Source organism: Sphingobacterium thalpophilum (genome assembly GCF_901482695.1).
GTDB lineage: Bacteria > Bacteroidota > Bacteroidia > Sphingobacteriales > Sphingobacteriaceae > Sphingobacterium > Sphingobacterium thalpophilum.
Window position 1 is genome coordinate 1,533,007 of the sequence record NZ_LR590484.1, and the last position, 18,546, is coordinate 1,551,552.

General features: G+C 42.6%; 17 protein-coding genes. 3 read left to right on the forward strand and 14 right to left on the reverse strand.

Translation table 11 applies throughout. The features are described 5' to 3' along the window. Window positions 1-124 precede the first annotated feature (124 nt). A complete protein-coding gene (locus FGL37_RS06540) occupies window positions 125-2,524 on the forward strand; it encodes an ABC transporter permease (RefSeq protein WP_081817827.1) in 2,400 nt (799 codons plus the stop codon). Window positions 2,525-2,695: 171 nt separating this feature from the next. Here FGL37_RS06540 and FGL37_RS06545 read toward each other — a convergent pair whose 3' ends face one another. The 3 genes from FGL37_RS06545 to FGL37_RS26080 all read right to left on the reverse strand — a co-directional run bounded on the left by FGL37_RS06545 (window position 2,696) and on the right by FGL37_RS26080 (window position 4,444). Continuing rightward, window positions 2,696-3,046, reverse strand: coding sequence for a RidA family protein (locus FGL37_RS06545; protein WP_197734454.1), 351 nt, complete (start codon window positions 3,044-3,046; stop codon window positions 2,696-2,698). A 151-nt stretch (window positions 3,047-3,197) separates the two neighbouring features. After that, the gene (locus FGL37_RS06550) at window positions 3,198-4,106 is read right to left on the reverse strand and encodes an alpha/beta fold hydrolase (protein ID WP_028069296.1); all 909 of its coding nucleotides are present in this window, start codon (window positions 4,104-4,106) and stop codon (window positions 3,198-3,200) included. A 224-nt stretch (window positions 4,107-4,330) separates the two neighbouring features. After that, entirely contained in the window at window positions 4,331-4,444 is a 114-nt protein-coding gene (locus tag FGL37_RS26080) for a helix-turn-helix domain-containing protein (RefSeq protein ID WP_138096714.1), read from the reverse strand. Window positions 4,445-4,665: 221 nt separating this feature from the next. On the opposite strand from FGL37_RS26080, the gene FGL37_RS06560 reads away from it, so the two are divergent. Beyond that, complete coding sequence (locus FGL37_RS06560; protein WP_037532721.1) at window positions 4,666-5,004, forward strand: helix-turn-helix domain-containing protein; 339 nt, start codon at window positions 4,666-4,668, stop codon at window positions 5,002-5,004. 198 nt (window positions 5,005-5,202) lie between these two features. On the opposite strand, the gene FGL37_RS26085 is transcribed toward FGL37_RS06560, so the two are convergent. The 10 genes from FGL37_RS26085 to FGL37_RS06605 form a co-directional block, all read right to left on the reverse strand. Then, window positions 5,203-5,385 (reverse strand): Fic/DOC family N-terminal domain-containing protein, encoded by a 183-nt coding sequence (locus FGL37_RS26085; RefSeq protein WP_037532723.1) that lies wholly within the window; start codon window positions 5,383-5,385, stop codon window positions 5,203-5,205. 255 nt (window positions 5,386-5,640) lie between these two features. Beyond that, the gene (locus FGL37_RS06570) at window positions 5,641-7,509 is read right to left on the reverse strand and encodes a RagB/SusD family nutrient uptake outer membrane protein (RefSeq protein ID WP_028069298.1); all 1,869 of its coding nucleotides are present in this window, start codon (window positions 7,507-7,509) and stop codon (window positions 5,641-5,643) included. A 9-nt stretch (window positions 7,510-7,518) separates the two neighbouring features. After that, window positions 7,519-10,704 carry a SusC/RagA family TonB-linked outer membrane protein gene (locus tag FGL37_RS06575; RefSeq protein ID WP_051606677.1) on the reverse strand — a complete coding sequence of 1,062 codons (3,186 nt, stop codon included), beginning with the start codon at window positions 10,702-10,704 and terminating at the stop codon, window positions 7,519-7,521. Window positions 10,705-10,725: 21 nt separating this feature from the next. Then, window positions 10,726-11,784, reverse strand: a complete 1,059-nt coding sequence (locus FGL37_RS06580; RefSeq protein ID WP_028069300.1) for a FecR family protein — start codon at window positions 11,782-11,784, stop codon at window positions 10,726-10,728. A 98-nt stretch (window positions 11,785-11,882) separates the two neighbouring features. Further along, window positions 11,883-12,458 (reverse strand): RNA polymerase sigma factor, encoded by a 576-nt coding sequence (locus FGL37_RS06585; RefSeq protein WP_028069301.1) that lies wholly within the window; start codon window positions 12,456-12,458, stop codon window positions 11,883-11,885. 465 nt (window positions 12,459-12,923) lie between these two features. Continuing rightward, window positions 12,924-13,922 (reverse strand): Rpn family recombination-promoting nuclease/putative transposase, encoded by a 999-nt coding sequence (locus FGL37_RS06590; RefSeq protein ID WP_160169476.1) that lies wholly within the window; start codon window positions 13,920-13,922, stop codon window positions 12,924-12,926. Between the two features lie 868 nt (window positions 13,923-14,790). Continuing rightward, window positions 14,791-14,961 carry a hypothetical protein gene (locus FGL37_RS25345; protein WP_160169477.1) on the reverse strand — a complete coding sequence of 57 codons (171 nt, stop codon included), beginning with the start codon at window positions 14,959-14,961 and terminating at the stop codon, window positions 14,791-14,793. Beyond that, window positions 14,948-15,217 carry a hypothetical protein gene (locus FGL37_RS06595; RefSeq protein WP_028069304.1) on the reverse strand — a complete coding sequence of 90 codons (270 nt, stop codon included), beginning with the start codon at window positions 15,215-15,217 and terminating at the stop codon, window positions 14,948-14,950. The genes FGL37_RS25345 and FGL37_RS06595 overlap by 14 nt, the downstream gene beginning before the upstream one ends. Before the next feature lie 48 nt (window positions 15,218-15,265). Then, a complete protein-coding gene (locus tag FGL37_RS06600) occupies window positions 15,266-15,670 on the reverse strand; it encodes a DUF5675 family protein (RefSeq protein WP_028069305.1) in 405 nt (134 codons plus the stop codon). A 138-nt stretch (window positions 15,671-15,808) separates the two neighbouring features. Further along, window positions 15,809-16,567, reverse strand: a complete 759-nt coding sequence (locus tag FGL37_RS06605; RefSeq protein WP_028069306.1) for a hypothetical protein — start codon at window positions 16,565-16,567, stop codon at window positions 15,809-15,811. A 444-nt stretch (window positions 16,568-17,011) separates the two neighbouring features. Here FGL37_RS06605 and FGL37_RS06610 point away from each other — a divergent pair, with 444 nt between their 5' ends. Then, window positions 17,012-17,209: a hypothetical protein gene (locus FGL37_RS06610; RefSeq protein ID WP_028069307.1), complete on the forward strand. Its 198-nt coding sequence runs from the start codon at window positions 17,012-17,014 to the stop codon at window positions 17,207-17,209. Window positions 17,210-17,273: 64 nt separating this feature from the next. On the opposite strand, the gene FGL37_RS06615 is transcribed toward FGL37_RS06610, so the two are convergent. Then, window positions 17,274-18,509 (reverse strand): hypothetical protein, encoded by a 1,236-nt coding sequence (locus tag FGL37_RS06615; RefSeq protein WP_028069308.1) that lies wholly within the window; start codon window positions 18,507-18,509, stop codon window positions 17,274-17,276. Between the last annotated feature and the right edge of the window lie 37 nt (window positions 18,510-18,546).

Sequence of the window (18,546 nt, forward strand, 5' to 3'; positions counted from 1 at the left end):
TTGCCGAATACAGAATAGAAGAAGGAAGAATTTCCGAATTCAATCAATTTAAGGACACTTTCCGGATTGTGCAGGCCATGGTTGCAGGCTGATCTTGGTATAAATAATCGATAAACCTACTGAAATGGTAAATTTAAGGGTCATTTTACGCGCAATGCTAAAACGCGGAACGGTAAGCATCGTACACGTTGTTGGGATGTCAGTGTCTTTGGCGACGGCGATATTGCTGTTCCTTACGGCCAGGTTTGAACTGTCCTACGATAGCTTTCATGAAGATGCGGAGCGTATCGGTTGGCTATATAGCAAGAGCTACGATGAAAACGGGGCGAGGTACAATTCCTCAATGGCAGCTCCCTTGGCTCCTGCCCTTAAGGAAGAGATCGCCGGAATTGAATACATCAGCAGGATGGCCAGCGGGAGTATTCTACTGAAGAACGGCGATAGGGAGTTGGTATCCACTAGCAGGTATGTGGACGATGACTTCCTGTCGATATTTTCCTTTCCTCTTATTTCAGGTGATAAAAATGCATTAAATGACATCGGAAATATAGCAATAGAGGAAAACATGGCCCGTAACCTGTTCGGATCTGTCGACGTCATTGGAAGGATGGTTAGCGTCAACATTGACGGAACTTGGGAGCAGAAGGTCATTTCAGCCGTCCTTGGCGAGACTCCTCAAAATTCCAGCATCCGCTTCAGTTCACTCTTAAGGTTCGAACTTCAACCAAACTATAGGACGGACAGGGATAACTGGACTTCCCAGAACCATGATGTTATATTAAAGCTCCGGGATAGAACCGTAGAGAACATCGATTTTGCGCGAGAAACCAGGGCATTCACCGAACTCCATTACAGAGATGAGATCGTTGGACGGAAAAACTCAGGCGGAAGTTCGGAGGAACTGGGGGATCTGTTTTCCCTCAACCTCATTTCCATCAAGGACTATCATCTCAACAGTTTCGGTATTTCGGGCGGCCCACCGTCTTTCTATCCATGGATATTGCTGGCAGTGGCGGGACTCATCCTGATAACGGCATGTACGAATTTTGTCAGTCTTACGCTCGCGGGTTCTTTGCAGCGCAGCAGGGAGATCGGCACAAGGAAGATACTTGGAGCAACGCGCAAAGATCTAGCGGTCCATTTATGGTTGGAAACGTTCTTTGTATGCTTCCTGTCTTTGATCATTGGTCTGTTCTTTGCTTGGCTGGCCCTTTCCGAATACAATTCAATGTTAAACTACAGGCTTGAACTATCTTCATTGTTCTCCCCCGAAACCCTAATCTTTTTTATCGGTGCTTTTTTATCGGTTACCCTGCTGGCCGGTGGATATCCTGCCTTCAAAATTGCCCGTATGAGCTCGAATGAATCTTTAAGGGGAGACGTTACCATCAAATCGTCCAGGCTAAGGAGCGGACTGACAGTGCTCCAGTTTTCCATAACGATTCTTTTTATCATTTCGTCAATTGTCGTCAGTTCACAGATTGAATACCTGGCAACCCGTTCCCTCGGATATAATGCAACTGAGGTCATCAGTATTCCGATAGGTAAGGGGATCGACAAAGGACAGGCATTGGAAAGGATGCGGGCAGAGCTCTCGAAGGAGACATGGATAAAATCCTTGAGCGCATCTGACGCAAACCTGGGGCTGGGCAGCGATGGTACCTTGCGAAGTAGCATTTTGAAGTTTTCACAGGAAGACAGGGATTACAGTACCAATTATATGCGCGTGGATTATGATTTTTTCAAGACTCTGGAAATCAGGTTACTTGCGGGGCGTGATTTCGACCGTACTATGCATACAGATACCGCTGCCGTGATCGTTAATCGCAAGATGGCAGAGCAGATGGGCGGCATTGAACGGATTTTAGGGAAAAAGATTGCGCTCAACGGTGGGAGTACGGTTATTGGAGTAGTCGATGACTTTCACTTTCAGCATCTGCGGAAGAAAGTGGAACCATTGAGTCTTTCCATTAATGGAAATGCATCAGATATTGAATATATCTTTATCAAGGTAGAGACGGATTTTCTTCCTAAAACAATGGAAAATATTTGGGCGGTATGGAAAAAGGTTAATCCGAATGCCACCAATCCGGCATCCTATCTGGATGAGAATGCAAATAACCTATATAGAAAGGACCGGACATTTTCAAAGATCGTAATGATAGGCTCCGGTATCGCCATCGTCATTTCCTGTATGGGGCTTTTCGCGCTGGCACTGTCTGCCACTGCAAGGAGGGTTAAGGAGATCGGAATCCGTAAGGTCTTAGGGGCATCGGTATGGAGCGTCATAATGCTCATTTCGTCGGATTTCATTAAGCTGGTCGCCCTGGCATTTGCGATGTCCGCCCCCATGGCCTGGATACTCCTGAACTCTTGGTTGCAGACTTATGCATATAGGGTACAAATGGAATGGTGGATGATGGGAATTGCCGCAGTGATCGTTTTTCTGACAACATTCTTCACCATTTTTTGGCAAACGTATCGTGCAGCTACAACAAATCCTGTTGAAAGTTTGAGAATCTGATAATACAATTATTATTTGCTTTTGGCCCCAGAACAATAAACCAAGAATGAGATCCCTTCATCGAGAATTAATAAGCTGTCAGGCTCTCAGCTAATGGTGTTTTAGGCTTTCGCCTTTTATATCATTTGCATAGTTCTGACAAAATAATCCACCTTTTTACAGCAGCTTTTATCAACGTTTAACAGCAATACATTCAATTTCGATACTCGCATTCTTAGCTAAGGAAGAAACTTCGACCGTACTTCTTGCCGGCAAATTATTCGTAAAATAACGCTCATAAATTTTATTAATGGTTTCAAACTGTTTTATATCTGTTAAAAAGATCGTGGTCTTGGTAATGTGTTGGAAGTCGGATTGGTTATTTTCTAAGATAATCTTTACATTTTCCATAATCTGAACCGTTTGTTCTTCTATATCGTTTTTTATCGTATTGGTTTTTGGGTCTAAGCCAATTTGACCCGATACAAAAATGAGATCACCGTAATTGGTCGAATGGCTGTAAGGTCCCACTTCTTTTGGCAAACCCTTATGTTTTAATGCTATGATTTGCCTTTTGGTACTGCAGGATAATAATGTCAGCGCGAGGAAAAGTATGATAAGTCTGTGCATTTCAGGTAATTTTAATAGTAAAAAAATGAGGTTAGCTGTAGACTAACCTCATCCTGTAATTCCCTTATTTTTTGATGAAGTTTAATAATTCGCCGTTAAATTTATCCAATTCTTCGATGAAGAGTGCATGACCACTTTTTTCGAAAGGAACTAAAGTTGAATTCTTTAGTAAGATATTCATTTGTTCTGCCAGGTCAAAAGAACAGATTTTATCTAATTTACCGTGTAGGATCAAAGTAGGAATTGTTATTTTTTTCAAATCATTACGCAGATCAGTATCTCTCAAAGTTTTCAATCCTTCAGCCATTGCATAAGGTGATGCCTGAGCCTGGATGCCGCCTAACCAAGCGCCGTGACCTTGAGAAACGCTGGTCTCATTGGCAGGAAATATCTTACCAAATGTGGCGAATAATTCCGGACGGTTGGTATTGTTCAGATTGATCAATCCGTTAACGTCTTCCTTGGTCCATAGCCCATAATTAAAGTCTGCACGCTTTGTCCAAATTGGTGCTGCCGCTCCAAATAATGCCATTTTTGAAACGTGAGCAGCGTTGTATTTGGCTACATAGTGGATCACTGTGGCGCCCCCCATCGAAAATCCGCCCATTGTAGCATTTTTAATATCCAATTTGTCCAAAACAACTTTGATATCATCGGCAAACACATCGTAATTATATTTGCCTCCGGGTTTATCAGACAATCCGAAACCTCTTAACGTAATACCGATTACACGATAGCCTTTTTGGATAAAATCAGCAGATTGATATTCATACATCGCATCGCTCAGGGGCCATCCGTGAATCAAAACAATGGGCTCTCCCTCACCAAGGTCGGTTACATGGAGTTTTACATTTTTCTCCACTTCAATATATTCTTCTCTTCCAAAGGATGCAGGAGTTCTTTTAGTTTGTGATAATACAATATTTGAAATGAAGGTTGTCAATAATACGACTGCTAAAACTAATTTTTTCATGATCTTTAACTATTTATTGTTGTTGTTATTTTTGATAATACAAAGTTGCTCTTATTCTTCAGGCCTTACAATGGACAGCTTTCGCTTTGAATTGCACTTTTTGCCCAAAAAGAGTGCATTCATTTACGGAACTGTATATTTTTAGGTGGCAGAAAGAGATAAACATAAAAAAAGCACAACCGAATGGCTGTGCTTTTCATGAAAATATATCGGAGAATATACTTTTAAAATTGCTTTCTGAAACTGGTGGGTGATATTCCTTTATGTTTCGTAAAAAAGCGGACAAAATAGCCGTGGTTCTCGTAATTGAATGTGTATGCAATTTCTTTAACATTCATCTCCAATTATTGGCCCATCTTCTTCACGGTTATTAAGTTCTTTATGAATCACTGTTTACGGATTACGTCAAAGTGAACCATAGACAACAGAAAATCCAATCTCCGCTATTTTGGCATTCTTGGATGATACATGTTCCAGCAAAGAATGATTGAAATAAATTTGTCAGCGAACAGAAGCGCAGAATTTTGTATCTTAACATTCAATTAATTTTTAAATAACCATGGTAGCAAAAGCAATTCGATTACTTAGGCAGCAAAGGGGCTGGACCCAACATGATGTTGCACAGAGATTACAAATATCAATTCCCTCATTATCAAAAATAGAAGCAGGAATTACAGACCTTAATCTCTCACGGTTAAACCAAATCGCAGAGTTATTTAATTTGACAACCGTACAGCTATTATCTTATTCTGGATCAGAAGAGGTTGAAGAGGAGGCTGATAAGGTAAAAGTACTTTCGGAAAAGATACAACAGCGCGACGACGAAATTATCCATCTTCAGAAAAAGATCATACTATTATATGAGCACCTGTACAGTCTCCACAGCAGCTTAATATAAAAAAAGCCACTCCCCTCCGGAAATGGCTTCAGCAATATTTATGTAATAGCCAAGCTATTTGAGCTTTCGATTTTTCTCAACGAAAGGCCGATACCTTCAGCGATATCGGCTACAATCATACCCGTTTCTTGAGCTTCTGCGCGATTGAAATCCCCTCTTCAACGCTTGCCTTTATTCGCTATCTTCCTCTAAAGACTTTTAACAGGCCATAACAATAATAACCTCTATATTGGTTTGTGTACCCTCGATTTTGCTACTTTGTGTAGCTTCCTTGGCCACATGCATGCTGATGAACAAATCTATATTAGGAATGTATTCAGAATACATATCTAATCTTCCCATCTGTCGATCGGCATTTGATAGCAATTGTTGTATCTCCATATCATCCAATAGCCATTGTTTGTTAAGTTCAGTGGGCTGAAAGCTTTTATAATAACCTTGATTGATATATTTCCTGGTTTGAAATCTTTCATTGAAATAAAATTACGATGAAATTTTAAATAGAATAAGCACTTATTTAAAATTGGCCTCACAAAATTAAATAAAGAAATCCTTATTTAAAAATAGCCAAATTATTTTAAATACCCTACTGCCACAGAAACTATGACAGCAATTATATAATTGAATTTCTAGACATTACCAACCATAGTTTTGAATCAGCACTCCAGGAGCTTTCATGACCTCTGCCGTAGGCAAAGGCATCAAATAGTGGTTAATTGTAAACACACGTTTTCCGTTTTTAAATGCGGTAGGCTTGTAGAAACTCTCTCCCGAAGCATTGATATTTAATCCTATCAACTCCGTGCATTCATCCGTATGTGCGATAAGCCAACGCCGGATATCAAAAAATCGATGTCCTTCCGTAAACAATTCGATCTTACGTTCATTTCTGATCCTCGTTCGCATCCCTGCTTTGGTAAGATCTTCTGCGCGTGAGGAAATAGGAAGTTCAGGCATACCAACACGCTTCCTGACCTGATTGATTGCTACGTATACATCTTGACTGGGAGCATCCAGATATTCGTTCATTGCTTCGGCATACCAAAGGTAGACCTCAGCCAACCGGATATAAATTCCGTTACGCATATTGCTTATAGCTTTATTTTTAGGGTCTTGCGTAGGCGCTACAGTTTTCTGTACATAATATCCAGTGCGCGTGTTCTGTCCTGTTTTACCTCCCCAACCATCATTATTATTTCCAAGATTGGTCACGTATTCCGTGATCACATTACGGTGTAAAAGCGGTTGTCCGTTAAAGTAGATATCCGTATACATACGCGGATCACGATTATGGTAAAGACTCCTGATCCGAACATCGACTTTTTGCCACTTTTGGTTTCTAAACACATTCATGGTTGTATCCGTCCAGGCGTCGCGCACATATCCAGAGCGGGGATCATCTATTGGTAAACCATTTTTCATTTCGTACGAATCTACGAAAGCATTGGTAACGCTGAGAGATCCCTGACTGCCGTAGTCCGTACCATTGGGCATCAACTTCGCATCCCAACTACCCGCAGTACGCGAGCCGATCTGTTTGTGCCAGATCACCTCCGTACGGTTACGTATGTAAAACAATTCCTGCTGAATACTATGGAGGCTATACATACCGAGATCAATCACTTCCTTCGCTGCATCCGCTGCTTTTTTCCATTTTTCTTTATCATATTGCTGTGGAAATAACGCCGTCCCATCACTGTTTTTTACCGCGAGTAAAGTTGTCTTCACATCCTGCCCATTGACTGTAATCCCCTTACCATCAAGCTCCCCTCCATTAAAAAGCGGGCTCGCCGCATACAAAAGTGTCTTTGCTTTTAATGCCAATGCCGCTCCTTTAGTTGCCCTGCCATATTCACTTAAGTCATCCTCATAAGATAAAGGCAATCCCGATGCAGCCTCATCACAGAGCTTTACGATAAAGTTAACTACTTCGTCGACAGGTCTACGGTCTTTTCTCAATACCTCATCCATATCCAAAACACTATAATGACGGTCAATTAGCGGTACGGCCCCATATCGTTTAAAGAGTTCAAAATAATAGAATGCCAAAAGGAACTTAACCTCACATTTATAGCGTGGTATGACCACTGTCAGATAACGTTCACGTTGTGCATCGTTCAATACAGGTACCTGATCAATATTTTCTAGAAAGTGGTAGGCAATGCGTACGTTTTGATAAGTTTCCTCCCAATTGCCTAATGGGTTTGTCACAGGGTTCCAAGCGCCTTGCTCATAAAGACGGGCATTACTCTGATCCCAATTATGGTAGGTTTCATCCGAGGATGGCGACAGGATATTATTACTCCCCCCATTTGCATCAAAATAGATCGGCAGGTTATCATAGAGTCTGGTAACTTCTTTTTCGGCTTGTTTGATATCTTCAAATACATTTTCCTCTTTATGGAATTCAGAGGGCACAACATCCAAAAATTTGCTGCACCCGACGATTGTCAGCACGGCCGAAACAGCCATCCCGATTGTAAGAATATTAATTTTTATTTTCATTTTTTCAAGTTAAAAACCAACGTTTACACCAAAATTATAAGTGGCCATCAATGGATAACCAGGCGATCCGTAATTTTCCTCAGGATCGAACAACTTTACTTTATCCCATGTAAATAGATTATTTCCGTTAACATAGAGGCGGACCTTAGAAGCCGCAATTTTCCGGGACCAATGTTGCGGAAGCGTAAATCCGATTTCCATATTTTTCAGGCGAACATAATTTCCGTTTCTTAAATAATGAGTGCTACGCTGCGTATTATTGGGTGTCTTTTGGCTCATCGGCCGTGGAAATGTTGCCTGTTGGTTTTCCGGTGTCCAATAGTCCGTAGCGACGACCTTCATTACCTGTCTAAATTCCAGATTAGCACCAAACATGGTCCAACCATCGATAAATACACTACGTCCAAAACCACCTTGGAATAGTGCTGAGATATCCAACCCTTTATAGGAAAATCCCATTGCTGCACCCAAAATTGAGGTCGGTTCGGATGATTTACCTAAATATGTAAGGTCATAAGAATCAATCTTCTCATCGCCGTTGATATCACGATACTTAATATCTCCCGGTTGGGCCACACCAAAAAACGACTGTGAGGGCGAGTTGGCAATATCATCCCGGTCTTTGAAGTATCCTTCTGAAATATAAGTCTGTATGTCGGTCAGCTGACGCCCCTTGCGTGTCTGCCAGGGACGGTCTGAAGATGGTTCTTCGAGATAATCCAGAATTTTGTTTTTTGCATAGGTATAGTTCGCCCTTAGAAAATAGCTAAAGTCTTTGCTGATACGTAGGCTATGCCTTAGGTCCAGCTCAAAACCTCTGTTTTCAACTACGCCCGCATTTACTGTCGGCAATAGCCCTGCCGGAATACCCAATAGGGCTGAACTGATCCTCGAAGAAGTTGTAAAGATATCTTTTCTACGTTCTTTGAAGATGTCTCCTGTAAATTCGAATAGCCCATTTTTGATATTGATATCTAAACCAATGTTAGTCATCCGTGCAGTTTCCCAGGTAACGAGTTCGTTGCCAATTTTTTCTTCAATAGCGCCACTCATTCCCGTCTGGTAATCATAGCCGAAGGTATAGCCGCCACTTGCAAGGTTCCATTTACTCTGGTAAGCAAAGCGTGTCTGTGGATCCTGGTTTCCAACCTTACCATGTGAAGCCCTGATCTTTAGTAGATCGAGCCATGCAGCATCTTTTAGGAAGTTTTCTCGGTTGATTGCCCATCCGATGGAAAAAGATGGAAAGAAACCAAAACGGCGCCCTTTAATAAAGTTTTCAGAGCCATTGTACCCAAAATTGGCTTCTGCAAAATACCGGTCCTGATAACTGTAGGCCAAACGCGATACCAATCCCTGTTCACGATACGGCAAAGCATCAATATAATTGTCGGCACGTTTTGATTTGCTAGTCAGTCGATATAAGATCATACCTGTTAGGTCATGTGCACCAAATTTCCGGTTGTAGTTGATATAAAACTCAGGATTGATATTCAATTCATAGTTATCATATGCAGGCTCGTAATTCAAAAAATCTTGGCCCTGTTTTACTTGACTGTATTTATCATCCCCCTCATATTGATAAGACCAATAATTTTTGGTTCTTCTAAATCCGCCTTCATTTTTTGCATCATAAGAAAATCGAGTCCGTGCCGACAAACCTTTCGTCAGAAAATCAAGCTTGGCAGTCACCCCCACTGTTCCCTGTAGGTAGGGTGTCAACATACGTTTGTACCCGCGTTGTGTTAATTGGGCATAGGGATTACTGCTTCCCCGAGCCGGTTCAGCGATCGATCCATCGGGATTGAACACAGGCATTTCATAAGGAGCAGTATATTTTAAAGAAGTAAAAAAATCAGTTGATGTCGGTGTTGGATAATTCCGGTTACGCACAATGGTAGCTAATCCTAGCTCCGCATTAAAGATATCGCTGATTTTCAAATCAATATTAGACCTAAAATTAAAACGCTGTTCATTTGCCTGAATATTATACTCTTTTATTGCATCATCATGGGCATAAATACCATTCTCATTCATATAAGATCCCGATACAAAATATTTGAAACGGTCTCCCCCACCAGTTACATTTACATTCGCTGTCCGACGCCAAGAATAGTCCTTCAACATATAGTCGAGCCAGCTGACACTCGGATACAAATATTCATACTGTAGAGATGGATCCCAGTGAATGGAGCGGTCGAATCGGGAAATGTACTCGTCTGTATAGATTTCAGCCTCTGAATAACGGCCATCATTGATCAATCCTCTTCGGTAGTAGCGGAAATAGTCGACTGAATTCGGGTATTCTGGGAGTCTTGTCGGTTCATTAATCGCATTTTCATAACTGAATTGCACATTTGGTTTTCCCTCATTTCCCCTTTTTGTTGTCACCAAGACGACACCATTGGCGCCCCGCACCCCATAAACCGCTGTAGAAGATGCATCCTTTAAAATCGTGATGGACTCTACTTCATTGGGATCTATGAATTCAAAGCCATCGCGGGGCACCCCATCAATCATGATCAAGGGTCCATTGCCGCCCGAATAAGTTGATTGGCCACGTAGCCAAATCGAAGAGCCATTTGCACCAGCCTCACCGGAAGATTGTCTCGCGATCAGCCCCGGCAGCCTTCCCACCAACGCGCTTGAAAGATTAGATACCGCAGACTGCTTTAGTTCTTTCGTTTCTACTGAAGCAACAGCTCCCGTCAGGGTAATCTTACGCTGTTTTCCAAATCCAACCACTACCACTTCATCCAGATTGGTATTGTCTTTGGCCAGCGTTATCAACAAAGAATTGTTGTCATTTCCCTTTACGATGAAATTTTTTAGCTGCTGTGTTTTGAAACCGACAGAATTAAAGTTTACAAAAACCGTATCTCCAACAAGCAATTGCTTTATCTCGAACATTCCATTTGCGGTAGTCGACTGGTTGGATATAACTCCCCCCAGGCTATCTAAAATAGATACGGTAACCGATGAAAGCGGATTCCCTTGCTCATCGATCACAACACCTTTGATGAGTCCAGCTGCTTTGTTTTGAGCATAGCTCCCCAGCGATAACATGCACATCAACAATAAGCTTCCATAAGCGACTACCGCGCCTTCTAAATTAACAAGCGTCCTGCAACGTTGCTTTATTTTGGACAATAGAAGACCCTTTCGACTCAGAAAGCCGTTTTTTTGTGTTTCCATAAAATTTTACTTGATTACTTTTTAGTCAGTTTTTACAATAGTATACTTATTATTTTCATACTTAAATGTTAATTGATTGGTTGCGCAAATTCCATTCAGTAAAACATGTATATTTGTTATGTTATTTAGATTTCCGGTGAATGTCAGGCCTGCGATATCTTCTTCAGAAAATACGATCAAAATATTTCGGGCTTGTCCAACACGTTCAAATACTTCAGCTAACGATGTTTGTATAAAGTTTAAATCATCAGTTTTCCCATTATCCTTTAACCGGGAAGTAATTACCCGTAAAGATTGAGGCTTTGACCGCTCCCTTTTTTCTCTGGCTTGATACCGCTCTAAAGTAGCCGACCGGACCTGCAAGTCGAGCTTTAGCCTGTCACCAGGATTTAAATAAGTATCCTTGATATTAAAGGAGCCTTTTGTTGTATTCTTGACAACTACTTTGCCTTCCAAAAGATGTATTTCAACAAAATTCTTCCTCTTTTTATCGTCAACTGAAAATGCTGTGCCCAATGCGGTTGTCTCAAAACCATTATTGAAGACAGTGAAAGGAGCGTTAGGGTCTTTATGGACGACGAAGACAGCCCCTCCGACCAACGCTACCATCCTACGGTGTGTTTTCTCTTCAAATCGATATCTTATACTACTATTTGGGGAGAGTGACACAGAAGACCCATCAGGTAAGTTTAACTGGATATTCTGGACCGAATTGTTCGACTGCTCATACGTCCATTTTTTATCTGCCACTTCCTTACCACCACTGTTTCCCGATCCAATGTAGTAGTGGAATAGAAATCCCAGAACAAATAGCGCACAAGCCGCTGCAAACCATCGGTACAACTGGCTTATTCTTCTGGCTGGCTTTAGCGTTATTTTATTTGTTCTCAGATGGATGCTTGCTAACATAAGTTCGGTATCGTATGGCAAAGGTTCTGCTATTTCTTCCTCTGTCAAATCAAACAAGGGACTATTAAGAGCGGAGATCTCTATCTCCTTCTCATCAAGTTCCTTCAGGAGTGCTCTCATCTCCTGGTGATCAAGCTGTCCTTGCCAATATTTTGATATACGTTTGCTCATACTAATATTCTAAATACACAGGTATGGATAAAAAGGGGGGTCGAATAGAGGTTAATTTTATATCAAGAAAATGTTAACACAAAAAAACATAATAACCATTAAAACGAACAACCCATCAAGAGAATTAGCAAAAGTCCCTGAATCAAAGTTTCGTCCCTGTTATAGTGTTCTTCAATATATCTGATAATGCTTTTATTCGATTTCTTAATATAATCCTTTACGGATTCTATAGATATACCTAACTGGCTGGCCACATCTGTATAAGAATAGCCTTGCAACTTGCACAGGCAAAACACTTCCCTTCTTTTTTGGGGTAAATCATCGATAGCTTTTTCCAAAATTGACCACTGAATGTCGTATATCTGCGATGCCAGTTCTTCGGATTCGTCCAAAGAAAAATCTGCTATTTCGGATGCATCAATAGATAAAAAGAGATTTTTGTTAATGTGTTTTTTAAAGTAGGATATCGCTTTGTTTGAACTTACGACAAAAAGCCAGCCTGCAATATTCCTTTCATAGGAGAGGTTGTCTTTATTCTCCCACAAGGAGACAAATACTTCCTGTAAAACATCCTGAGCGATATCATTATCTTTGATGTATTTTCTTATGTTAAGAAATACAGATTGATGATATTGATAATATAGCTGATCAAATTTCTCCTTATTTAAGGACATGTCTATTTAATTGTGCCGGATGAATTGGCCAAAATTAAAAATTCAGGCCAGTTCTAGCAATGAATCCGTGTTATTAAATTATTAAATTAAATAACACTAAGTCCGCCCTGTCCTTGACTGTCCCTTTTCTTTTCAGCCCATTCCATATAGTTGTTATAAAAACTAAAAAACTGGGTTCAGTATCATCGTCCGCAGGAAGTAATTGATCTTGATTTTAACCACAAAATGGAAAATAAAATATCAATAATTCAAGATCGTATTCATTTTGTAAACTCTCTACTGGCAGTAAGCAGCTTTCTCAGCAAAGAATGACTGAAAGAGTTTTGTCGACACATGGAAACGCAGCTATTTTTGTATCTTAACAATCAAGTAATTTTTAAATACCCTATTATCTTATTCCGGATCAGAAGAAAAAAGCCACTCCCCTTCGGAAATGGCTTCAGCAATATTTATGTAATAGCCAGGCTATTTGAGCTTTTCGATTTCATCAACGGAAAGACCGGTAACCTCACTAATGTCCTTCTCGTTATAACCCTTGCTCAACATCTTCCGAGCAGATTCAATAGCCTGTTTGTGTTCTCCCTCTGCAAGGCCTTCTGCACGACCTTTCTCAAGACCTTCTGCTAGACCTTTAGCGAGACCTTTCTCAAGACCTTTCTCAAGACCTTTCGCGAGACCTTTCGCGAGACCTTTAGCATGCCCCATTGCTTCTCCCGACCGTAGAGCCGAATTAAACACGCTCTCGGCATCTCGTTTATGTTTTAGGCTTGATTCATATGACATGCGATCCTCCTCCGTTAATTTTCCTATTTCTCCTACCTCAAAGATAAGACCAAATATCCTTTTATCCAAAAATGAGGGCAACTTATCCATGGTGCTCAAGTGTTTAAGTACATACAGCCATTGATCCATTACTGTTTCCAGCTCTGCCGGTTTTTTAGTAAACATCGGTAATGAAACCAATTTGTACCCTAACTTGTCATAAAAAATTTCATGCGTATTCTTGTCACACAAAGCAACATCATAAAAATACGGGCGGGCGGTATTGCCCCTGGAAAAGACCTTATCCGCTCCATGCAGGTTAAATTCTAAAACACCAATAAAATACACCTCAGGCAGACAGTAATCATTTCCTTTCTTTCCCCTTGACAATTGTTTATTAATCAGACGCGAAGTATAATAAACAGCGCGATCCCTAAAAAATTCTTGGAATAATTGCTGCATTTCAATGATAAATAACTCACCATCATTTCCGATACAATGTAAATCCAAGACGACCCGTCTCATATCTTCCTGATCACCATCATATTCTACGGATTTGTAGAATAAATCAGAAATTATTTTCTCTCCTTCAAATAAGCTATTGAGGAATTCGATCAAGAGGATTTTATTTTCCTCACGCCCGAAATAAAGCTTCCAACCAAAGTCGGTACTGGGATCAACGTATTTACCAATATATTTCAATTTGGCCATCATTATTAAGTTTTTGGTTATCCATACAAATATAGAAAAAAACTAAAATATTTAGCAAATAAAATCTGTAAAATCATCTCAGCCCCGCTGCCACCTTCATAGGGATAGGCATTCTTAGGCTTAGTTCCCCTAATTGTTATTATCCGAACGAGGCTGTCGCTATTGACAAACATGCCAAAGGTTTTATCCGGATATCCGTGTCGGCTCATTTCATCCTTATAAAATCGCTATGTTTATTTAGGTCTATTTCGAATTGATCGACAACAACTGTATACTTTACATCAGTATAGTTTTGATAACGTAAGTTCTATTCATTTGACTAAATGCAACTTGATCTATGGAAAAGCCATATTCCTACATTCTTACCAAACTTCTCCACATCAGGCTTGCTCATGCCGAGCTTTTGGCAGATTTCAACAATTGTGAAACCTAGCTCCCTCAGCATTTCAATCTTGCCTTCGATCTTGCCCTCAATCTTGCCTTTTTCTATACCGTTCTTAAGACCTTTTTCAAGACCTTTCTCTCGCTCCTGCCTTTTTATTGCTCACTGTGATCGAATATCTGATAACTTAGATAACGGAATTCCAGCGAAGTACGGAATACAGAATAACTGTATGTAACGGGACGGCACTGGCCACGGTCACCTTTAAAAACCGCTATGGTCTCCACCAGAACGCGGTAACGGTACACTAGCGTCCAGACCTTAGCTAAGTATGGGATAGACCAATAAGACCGTTGTCTATCTGCGCTATCGACAAAGCAATAAGGCCGCGAAAATCTGAAATTTTCACGGCCATGGCTATCATTAATTAAAACTTAAACCGCAGCACAGCTTTCCGGTGCTGTGATACTGTTTATGTCACTTTTTACGCTTGGTCCATCTGCCAAGTAACTGGCTAGTCGCGAAGCTGACCAGTGTCCCCAGTGCAGCTGTCAAAAGCGTCTGCAGCATGTCGCCCAAAGAGACACTCGCCCATAAGGAACACATTGTCCCTCCCAGGACGCCCATGCGTATATCATTGAGTTTCATGTTCCATTCCTTTCTCCGCCAGGCTTGTCCTGTTCACATCCTGCTCGGGTTCTTTTTGCAGATTCTCCTGATCTTCGGGACGTTGGTCAGCCTTCTCGCTTCCGCTTATCGGCGGGTCCTCATCAATGACAGTCTCCATGATGCCCAGGCCGATAGCCAAGTATTTTAGAAACGCCGGCACCTTTCCCGGTAATTTTACCGGAGCCGATAAGACTACCTGAAGCGCCCGGCCGATTTTATGGATTACTTTTTTCATTGCATTAAGTTTTAAGTGATCTGATACTTAACATTGAAATCCAGCTGGCTAGGATATATGGAGAAACACCTCTTCGTTCATATCCCAGAGGCTATATACAAGCGCTTTGAGTTTAATGAGTGCCTTCTGGCTTTCCTCACCTCTCCCCTCGCCTTTGAGCGTGGTTACCGGTGCGATACAGCCCTGCAGATCCCGTTGGGCATCGTTTGCCGCATGAAACATGATGGCCTCGCGGCCCAGGACATTGGTAATGGCGATCTGCTCGCCATTTTTCCTGAACTGCTGTTTCTTAAGTCTGTAGGTACCTGCCGGAATACAGCTCAGGCGCCGCTGATTGTTGCGGTCGGGCAGTTCTATCGTATGACAGATCTTTTGGTTATTGTAATATAGGGTTCCGTTGGTGCCCTGGGTTCCATAAGTCCGGTGGAGCCTCAAGGTGTGTTTGATTGGCATTTCTTTAGTTTTAACTCATCATTGTCTGAATAATAATTTTTAAAAGATTACAGCGATCAAGGGCAGCCAAAGCACCGTAGACTTTGGGCAGTGCCGCCCGCCATCTACGGTCTTCACCTACAGGCTGCTTACCCTTCCCTAAGGCACATACACCTGTTTAATGGTAAGCGCATTGTACCTCCCATTGGACAGCGGATAATATGCGCCGTTGACCAGCTGGAAGTATTCCATGCCCGCCAGCAGCAGGACAGACTTGGCTGCATCGGCCTGGAGCGTGGCCGTCAGCTGCAGATTCATCGGAGCAGTATCGCGCAGCGCGATATACGTGGACCTGTTGATGACCGGCCGCTGATCACTGTCCTCGCCACTAAATTCCTGCAGCACGAGCGTATGGCGCACATGCGTGGCCCCCTGCAGTTTGGCGATGTTGAGGTGCGGGATGAGCCCCATGCACTCCAGCGTGCCGTCCCCGCTCAGGCGGTCGTAATCGAGCGTGATGGGCACCAGGGATATATCCCCCAGCTTGGCCCGGTCATTGCATTCGAGATCCTGCAGCATGACCAGATTTTGAGCCTTCAGGATCCGCTCGCCACGGGCGCTTTCCATATCACTTTGGATCACTTTCAAAAACCTATTTGCCAGACGGTTGCTAAACTTACTGTCCGAATTTTGGAACAGTGCATCACGCAGCAGATCCCGTAGCTTCTTGCCATACTGATGTGCGCGGCCAAATTCGCTGCCATTTTCCCGGGTGCGGGCAAAGGCAGGATCTGTTGCGATGCGCTCGGCCGAAACCCCGGTCTTCATACGCGCCTGATAACCGATTGTTTTTGATTTAAAAAAGGAAAGGTCCCCGACGTTCCCTTTTAATTTGATTAAACTGACTTGTTTTGCCATGACATTATCTGATGTTGACAGGACGAAGATGCTGAAAGGGCCGAAAAGGGTTGGAAGAAATGTCAACGGGCGGAAAAAATGGCCAAAAAAGACCGCTAACTACAAAAAAAACGAGTACCTTCAAGTTATTAACATGGCCTCTTGAAGCCATGGAGAGGAATCAGACCAATAGCTGCAGCCCCGATGACCAAGTAGCCGTAAAGCACAGACCAAGCATCGATAAGCCAGTACAACAGTTGCGGTGAGCCTCGTTGCACCATGTACCGTTTCAACATGGGCCAAGTGTATGCTAAGTGCACTGTAAGTGCATTGAAAGTGCAGTTTTAGTACACTATAAGTACTGTATTTATGCTTAGGTACTGCTTTACCGCTGCTCTATCTATGCCTGATCCACCTTCCTATCCCGGCCTGATATGACTTTTGGAGCCTCCAAAAATCAAAACAATGAAAAAGAACAATCGAATGCTGATCTACCCACGGGAGGCGGCGCCCCTGCTGGGCAAAACCGAGCGGCAGTGTTACCGCGTATTTGAAGATATCAGAGCGGCATATGCCCTGCCGCCAAGGACGGCCATCCCCATCAAACTATTTGCAAACTATTTTTATCTGGATGAGCAGCAGGTACGGGACAGCCTGATGTAACCCCAGGCCGAATCAGCAGGAGAGGGCTGATTCACCCGTCGGACAATCCGTCTCAGTCCGTCCGCTACGGAGCTTTTTCCAGCGGTAGCGGTTCCGGAGACATCGCAGCAGCTTTCTTCTGGTTCATGGCGAGCTGTGCCGCCAGCCAATTTTTCCAGCCCGCCTGTTTCCTGCGATACGATTCGCCATATTCAATCCGTTCCTTAAGGTGCAAAATTGTTAGTACAGGTGTGTTTCCCCGGAGCATCTCGTAGTTTACTATGGCCTGTCCCGAGATCAGGTGATTGCGCGAGATATGTTTGAGCGAGGGGAATATCTTGAGCAGATCGCTCAGTGATTTCAAGCCCGGATGATATTTGGTTCCATCCATCAGCACAATTTCCTGAAAAGAATCCTCTCCTTTGCGATGATGGCCATAGCAATACGCTATATCCTGTTCGAAAATAGCAATTTCAGCACCATTTACCTTAAAGTGAAATACGGTCTCCGACCGATCCGTTTGATGGGCAGCAGCCTCGCTACTCTGCTGGGCCAATGCCCTGAGTTCGGCGATCTCCAGCAGGAGTTCCTGATTACGCGCCTCGGCCCGGGCACGCCCCCGGACCTCAAGGCTTCTTTCGTCCTCCAACTGTTGAACCCGCTGCAGCTGGCGGCTGTTTTCCATCCGTAGTTCATCCAGCTGCATAGCGAGTATATTCTTACCTTCGATGAGGCCATTGACTGTCTTATCGGTCGTAACGGTTAGTAGTTTATACTGCTGGACATCGTTTTTATAATGGCCTATTTCCGATTTCAAAAATTCGATCTGCTGTGCTAGACGATCTCTATCATTGATCAGCTTCTGTGTGCCATCTGCCCCGATTTTGAGTTCATACTGGAGTATTCGGTTGGCCAGCCAGTAGTTCAGTATGATCAAGAGCAGCAGCATAAATAAAATATCCCATTGGAAGCGCGGATCATCGACAATAGAAGCCGGATAAACGAGCAAAATCAATCCAAAGGCGATGATGGCAGGCAATGCCACCCCGCCCAGGGCATGCATCAGTACCGCTCTACCGGCCGCCCGCCGCCAAAAACCCGAAATAAAAACCTGATAACCCACCCAAAACTCGATACTGAGGATAGCAACACCGATACAGAAGGTATTGACGAGCACAACCAGCACATTCGGTTTAATCAGATAACCGAAGGACATGTTGTCAAAAGGAAAGAGCGCCACGGCCCCAGAAGCGATCAGCAATAAACCACACCACCACAAAATCGGAAAAACTTGTAAATAGGACTTAATAGAAGGCATCATGAAAAATATAAACGATTTCGTTATACAGCGCACATGT

What these genes read in the sequence shown, in the direction of transcription:
- FGL37_RS06540 (WP_081817827.1), top strand. Translation starts at nt 125, where the DNA reads ATGGTAAATTTAAGGGTCATTTTACGCGCAATGCTAAAACGCGGAACG.
- FGL37_RS06550 (WP_028069296.1), bottom strand. Translation starts at nt 4,106, where the DNA reads ATGAAAAAATTAGTTTTAGCAGTCGTATTATTGACAACCTTCATTTCA.
- FGL37_RS26080 (WP_138096714.1), bottom strand. Translation starts at nt 4,444, where the DNA reads ATGAATGTTAAAGAAATTGCATACACATTCAATTACGAGAACCACGGC.
- FGL37_RS06560 (WP_037532721.1), top strand. Translation starts at nt 4,666, where the DNA reads ATGGTAGCAAAAGCAATTCGATTACTTAGGCAGCAAAGGGGCTGGACC.
- FGL37_RS26085 (WP_037532723.1), bottom strand. Translation starts at nt 5,385, where the DNA reads ATGGAGATACAACAATTGCTATCAAATGCCGATCGACAGATGGGAAGA.
- FGL37_RS06570 (WP_028069298.1), bottom strand. Translation starts at nt 7,509, where the DNA reads ATGAAAATAAAAATTAATATTCTTACAATCGGGATGGCTGTTTCGGCC.
- FGL37_RS06575 (WP_051606677.1), bottom strand. Translation starts at nt 10,704, where the DNA reads ATGGAAACACAAAAAAACGGCTTTCTGAGTCGAAAGGGTCTTCTATTG.
- FGL37_RS06580 (WP_028069300.1), bottom strand. Translation starts at nt 11,784, where the DNA reads ATGAGCAAACGTATATCAAAATATTGGCAAGGACAGCTTGATCACCAG.
- FGL37_RS06585 (WP_028069301.1), bottom strand. Translation starts at nt 12,458, where the DNA reads ATGTCCTTAAATAAGGAGAAATTTGATCAGCTATATTATCAATATCAT.
- FGL37_RS25345 (WP_160169477.1), bottom strand. Translation starts at nt 14,961, where the DNA reads ATGAAACTCAATGATATACGCATGGGCGTCCTGGGAGGGACAATGTGT.
- FGL37_RS06595 (WP_028069304.1), bottom strand. Translation starts at nt 15,217, where the DNA reads ATGAAAAAAGTAATCCATAAAATCGGCCGGGCGCTTCAGGTAGTCTTA.
- FGL37_RS06600 (WP_028069305.1), bottom strand. Translation starts at nt 15,670, where the DNA reads ATGCCAATCAAACACACCTTGAGGCTCCACCGGACTTATGGAACCCAG.
- FGL37_RS06605 (WP_028069306.1), bottom strand. Translation starts at nt 16,567, where the DNA reads ATGGCAAAACAAGTCAGTTTAATCAAATTAAAAGGGAACGTCGGGGAC.
- FGL37_RS06610 (WP_028069307.1), top strand. Translation starts at nt 17,012, where the DNA reads ATGAAAAAGAACAATCGAATGCTGATCTACCCACGGGAGGCGGCGCCC.
- FGL37_RS06615 (WP_028069308.1), bottom strand. Translation starts at nt 18,509, where the DNA reads ATGATGCCTTCTATTAAGTCCTATTTACAAGTTTTTCCGATTTTGTGG.